The sequence below is a fragment of the Methyloceanibacter sp. genome, from assembly GCF_049590335.1.
GTDB lineage: Bacteria > Pseudomonadota > Alphaproteobacteria > Rhizobiales > Methyloligellaceae > Methyloceanibacter.
Genome location: NZ_JBAWCQ010000109.1, coordinates 1 through 4,781 on the forward strand (window position 1 = coordinate 1; position 4,781 = coordinate 4,781).

Genomic DNA, 4,781 nt, shown 5'->3' on the forward strand with positions numbered 1-4,781 from the left:
GACCCAACGGCTGGACCGGCATTCGCCGAAGCCCCGGAAATAGATCAGCTGCACATCGAGCCCGCCGACTTCCTTGACCGCGCGAAACATCTCGCTCTGCAGCCCGAGCGCGAGGTCCCAGGTGGGCTGACGGCTCATGGTCGCGTCCATGGCGAAAATCATCCGCCCAGTTCCCGCCGCAGCGGGCTGGAGGGTCTGAACCTTGTTCAGAAAGGCATCCAATTCCGCGGAGGACGAGCTTCGAGGCGCGACATCGCTTGAGGCGGTCTTAGACGGGGTCTTAGGTTCGCTCATTCATCCGCTCCGCGATGCGGTTCAAACCCTGGGAAAATCCACACTCCTATAGATGGTCGTTTTTTGCCGCATTCACAATGCCGAGCGGGGGCTCGGCTGTCATCGCCGCCCTACCCGGGCGTACTCCACAAGCCGGGTGGCAATACCGGCTATCCTGCGCCGGTCTTCGCGGCTGAAACGCGCGGCCACGATCAGAGCCGCGACCAGCGCGTCCTCATCGAAGAGCAAGGCCGCGTTCAGCGCCGCCCGGTCGGCCTGCGGAGCGCTTGAACCCGATGCGGCGGTTGGCGCGTTCATCACTCCAATTTAAGTGTTTCGGGGCTTCGCGGCGAGGCGTTATGGTCGCGCGCCTTCCCGAACCGCGCTATTTTTTGGAAAGCCTCCGATGAGTACCGAACTCGAGATCGTCAGAACCGTTGCGGACTTGCGCGCCCGCGTCGCCGCCTGGCACGCGCGGGGCGAGACGGTTGCCATGGTCCCCACCATGGGCGCGATCCATGAGGGCCACATGTCGCTGGTCCAGCAGGCAAACCGGCTCGCCGGCCACGTGGTCGCGTCGATCTTCGTAAATCCGCTGCAGTTCGGCCCCAACGAAGACTTCGCGGCCTATCCACGTGGCAAGGCCCGGGACGCAGCGCTTCTGGCACAGGCCGGCGCGGCGCTGCTCTTCACCCCGAACGCCAACGAGATGTACCCGGAGGGTTTTGCCACCAAGGTCCATGTGGCAGGCATAACCGGCGGTTTATGCGGCGCGACCCGTCCCGCTCATTTCGACGGTGTGGCTACCGTGGTCACTAAGCTTCTTCTGCAGTGCACGCCTGATATCGCGATCTTCGGCGAGAAGGACTACCAGCAGCTCCTCGTCATCCAGCGCTTGGTGCGGGACTTGAATGTTCCGATCGAGATTGTTGGTGGTCCCATCGTGCGCGAACCGGACGGATTGGCCCTGTCCTCCCGCAACGCCTATCTCTCGGCAGAGGAGCGCGAGACGGCGCCGCTGCTGCACGCCGCGATCCAGCAGGCCTCGCACGAGCTGGCGGCAGGCCTCAGCGCCGAGCAGGCTCTGGAAAGCGCGCGCGCGGCGCTCGAGGCCGCCGGATTCCGCGTCGACTATCTCGAAGCTCGCGATCCGGAAACGTTGGCGCCCTTGTCCGGACCCGTTGCTTCGGCTCGGATCCTCGTTGCCGCATTTCTCGGGAAGACGCGCCTGATCGACAACGTGCCGGTCCCACCGCAAGCGTAAAAGCGTCAGTCGATGAGCCTTAGCGCGCGCAGTTCCTCCCGCATGCCGGGCGGCATCTCGTCGGTGCCATCGTCTGACTCGGAGAGATCCGGGGGGGCCTCATCGGCCTCCAAATAGCGCCAGCCCTGAAATGGACGGCGGGGGTTCGGCCGCGTCTCAATGATCTTGGGTTCAAGCACGATTCCGCAACAGGGCCGGCCGTCCTCCCGCACCGTTTGTTTCAGATCGAGGATGCGCTGCCGCGCCGAGACGAACCCCTTGATAACCCAGTAGAGTGAACCGCCATCCAAGACCTCAACCCTACGGCGCGGCATCTGCTTGGTCTTGTGGCAAAGCTCTGCAACGCGCCCCGCCCGTGCCAGATCGTCCCGGCGCTTCGCCTGCCAGATCCTCAGGTCCTGCAGCCGGTCGATCCCGACACAGAGCTTTACGAGGTGAAGCGTCATGCGGCTTCGGCCATCGCTAGTGCGCCATGAGCAGAGGGATGGTCGCCTCTTCCAGCATGGTCAGCGTGACGCCGCCTAGAATGAGCTCGCGCCAGCGCGAGTGATGGAACGCGCCCATCACGATCATATCCGCCTCCAACTCCTTCGCGCGCGAGAGTAAGAGCCGCCCAATATCGCCGCCCTCGCTCATCGTGATCTTGATTACCTCGGCCTTAGCACCGTGGCGGGCCAGATGCGCGACCATGCCATCCGCCGATACACCGATATCATGGCGAGACTCCTCGCGAAGACCGGCCAAAAGCACGACCCGCTTCGCGGCCTTGAGGAACGTGCGGGCATCGCTGAAGGCGCGCGCGGCTTCCGCGCTTCCATCCCAAGCCACGACGATCGTATCGCCGTCGGCCGATTCCACAGGCGCGGCGGGCACGATGAGCACGGGCCGGCCCGAGGCAAACAGGCAGCGCTCCAGCAGCGCATATTGACCCACAAGCGGATCCCCGTCCCGTGGCTGACCGAGGATCGCGAGGTCGGTGAGGCGCGCCGCGGCGGCGAAATCGTGCGGGAACTCGTCGCTCGTCCCATGCATGAGCCGCGCTTCGTGCGAGATCCCAGCCGCGGCCGCGGCGGTCCCGAAGCGCGCCAACGCCTCCTCGCCTTGCTCCTTTACGCTTTCAAGCACGCCACTCATGTCGGCGAATGCCACATCAGCGCCATAGAGTGGCATCAACGCCTGCGGGGCGAACGCGATCGCGACGAGATGCGCGCCCTGCGCCTTGGCCAGGCCAATCACCAAACCGCAACGTGCCTTGGACGCTTCGGTCCCGTCGACATAGACAATGACATCCTTGAAACTCATACGGAGTTCCCCCTTGGCGATGAATGATAGCGGTTCGGAGCGCACAGCGAAAACACTGCGGATCGAAACTGATGCGAAGAGGCATTATTCACGTCAGCGTGAAGCAGGTCACAACGCTTTGAAGAGGTGTGACGTATTCTACGCAGGAATCGGAGCTACCGTCCTGAAATGGCGTTCGGCGCCAGACTTAGGGAACCCTAAAGATAGGAGAGTACCGATGAAGATGACTCAGAAAACTGGCACCTCGATTGCCCTTACCGCTGCTGCGCTGCTGGTGTCCGGCACGCTTGCCACGTCCGCATTTGCCGAGGGCGGCAACACTGGTAAATGTTTCGGCGTCAACGGCTGCAAGGGCCAGAGCGCCTGCAAGACCGCCTCGAGCGCCTGCAAGGGCCACAATGCCTGTAAGGGCAAGGGTTTCGTCGTCATGACGGACACCGAGTGCGCTGAAAAGGGTGGCGAGTTCAAGAGCTAGCCCCACGCCAATTGAGACCGGCCGCATTCGCGGCCGGTTTCGCCTTTCTTTGGTATAAGATCGGCGCATTGAAATTCCGGAGATCGCCTTGTCCGACCACAAACCACCCTATCTCGGTTTCGGCCTTGGGCTGCGTCCCGAGCACTACGACGAGATTTTGCCAGGCGCACCGAATGTCGACTGGTTCGAGATCATCTCCGAGAATTACATGATCCCCGGCGGCAAGCCCTTGCAGATCCTAGACGAGATTTGCGAGCGCTATCCGATCGTCATGCACGGCGTGTCGCTGTCGATCGCGTCCACCGCGCCACTCGACATGGAATATTTGACCGGGCTCAAGACGCTCGCAGACCGCGTAAACCCGAAATGGATTTCCGACCATCTCTGCTGGACGGGCGTGCATGGGGTGAACCTCCACGACCTCCTGCCAATTCCGTATACGCAGGAAGCCCTGGACCATGTGGTCGAGCGGGTCAGCCGCGTACAGGACTTTTTGGGCCGCCGCCTAACCCTCGAAAACGTTTCGAGCTACGTGACATTTGCGGAGTCGGAAATGAGCGAATGGGACTTTGTCAGCGAAGTCGCTCGCCGCGCCGATTGCTGGCTGCTCTTCGACGTCAACAACATCTATGTCAGCGCCTGCAATCACGGCTTTTCCACCCGCGACTTTCTGTATGGCGTTCCGCGCGACCGGATCATTCAATTTCATCTCGCGGGCCATAGCCACGAGGGAGACCATATCGTCGACACGCACGATCACCCCGTATGCGACGACGTCTGGAACTTCTACCGCGAGACCGTTTCTCATTTCGGCCCGGTCTCGACTATGATCGAGCGGGACGACAACATTCCGCCGTTGGCGGAGGTGGTCGCCGAACTCGATATCGCTCGCAAGATTGCCCGGGAGGTTCAAGCGGCCAAACGGGTGGTCGCCGCGGAGTGACGGGACTGTCATGACACGCCTCAAAGACCTCCAAGCACGTTTCCAGGCTGGAATCGTGTCGGGCGACGACGCAATCCTGACCGATATAAACGACAACGATCGCGAGGACCGGTGCACCCTGTTCGGCGTCTACCGAAACGCCTATGTACTTCGGCTCGCCGAGATTCTGGGCCACGACTATGAGCTGACGCACGTCTATCTCGGAGACCAGGCGTTTTCGGACCTAGCGCAGGGCTATATTGCCAAACACCCTTCGGACAAGCGCAACGCGCGCTGGTTCGGCCGCTACCTTCCCGAGTTCGCGCGGGAGACCGCGCCCTTCTCGGAACACAAGGAGGTTGCCGAGCTCGCCGCACTCGAGAAGGCGCTTGCGGATGCGTTCGATGCAGCCGATGCTCAGCCCGTGACCATCGAAGAACTCGCCGCCATCCCGCCGGAAGACTGGGCGAACCTCGTCTTCAGTCCGCATCCAACCGCTAAGCGACTCCGCTTCAAGACCAACGCCGCAGACATCTGGATGGCCC

The 4,781-nt window shown here is 62.3% G+C and carries 7 protein-coding genes and 1 pseudogene; 4 read left to right on the top strand and 4 right to left on the bottom strand.

The features are described 5' to 3' along the window. Both WBQ77_RS08630 and WBQ77_RS08635 read right to left on the bottom strand, forming a co-directional pair. A pseudogene (locus WBQ77_RS08630) lies at window positions 1–294 on the bottom strand (VWA domain-containing protein); the annotation flags it as partial. A 99-nt stretch (window positions 295–393) separates the two neighbouring features. Then, on the bottom strand, window positions 394–591 hold the full coding sequence (locus tag WBQ77_RS08635) for a hypothetical protein (RefSeq protein ID WP_424045475.1): 198 nt from the start codon (window positions 589–591) through the stop codon (window positions 394–396). Window positions 592–679: 88 nt separating this feature from the next. On the opposite strand from WBQ77_RS08635, the gene panC reads away from it, so the two are divergent. Then, window positions 680–1,537, top strand: a complete 858-nt coding sequence (gene panC / locus WBQ77_RS08640; protein WP_424059822.1) for a pantoate--beta-alanine ligase — start codon at window positions 680–682, stop codon at window positions 1,535–1,537. A gap of 5 nt (window positions 1,538–1,542) precedes the next feature. On the opposite strand, the gene WBQ77_RS08645 is transcribed toward panC, so the two are convergent. Both WBQ77_RS08645 and WBQ77_RS08650 read right to left on the bottom strand, forming a co-directional pair. Then, on the bottom strand, window positions 1,543–1,983 hold the full coding sequence (locus tag WBQ77_RS08645) for a DUF1489 family protein (RefSeq protein WP_424045473.1): 441 nt from the start codon (window positions 1,981–1,983) through the stop codon (window positions 1,543–1,545). Between the two features lie 16 nt (window positions 1,984–1,999). Continuing rightward, entirely contained in the window at window positions 2,000–2,839 is an 840-nt protein-coding gene (locus tag WBQ77_RS08650) for a universal stress protein (RefSeq protein WP_424045472.1), read from the bottom strand. A 223-nt stretch (window positions 2,840–3,062) separates the two neighbouring features. Between WBQ77_RS08650 and WBQ77_RS08655 the strand changes: the two genes are divergently transcribed. The 3 genes from WBQ77_RS08655 to WBQ77_RS08665 form a co-directional block, all read left to right on the top strand. Next, window positions 3,063–3,314, top strand: a complete 252-nt coding sequence (locus WBQ77_RS08655) for a hypothetical protein (RefSeq protein ID WP_424045471.1) — start codon at window positions 3,063–3,065, stop codon at window positions 3,312–3,314. A gap of 88 nt (window positions 3,315–3,402) precedes the next feature. After that, window positions 3,403–4,257, top strand: coding sequence for a DUF692 domain-containing protein (locus WBQ77_RS08660; RefSeq protein WP_424059824.1), 855 nt, complete (start codon window positions 3,403–3,405; stop codon window positions 4,255–4,257). Between the two features lie 10 nt (window positions 4,258–4,267). Then, window positions 4,268–4,781, top strand: a 514-nt coding sequence (locus WBQ77_RS08665) for a putative DNA-binding domain-containing protein (protein WP_424059826.1), incomplete at its 3' end; no start/stop codon positions are given.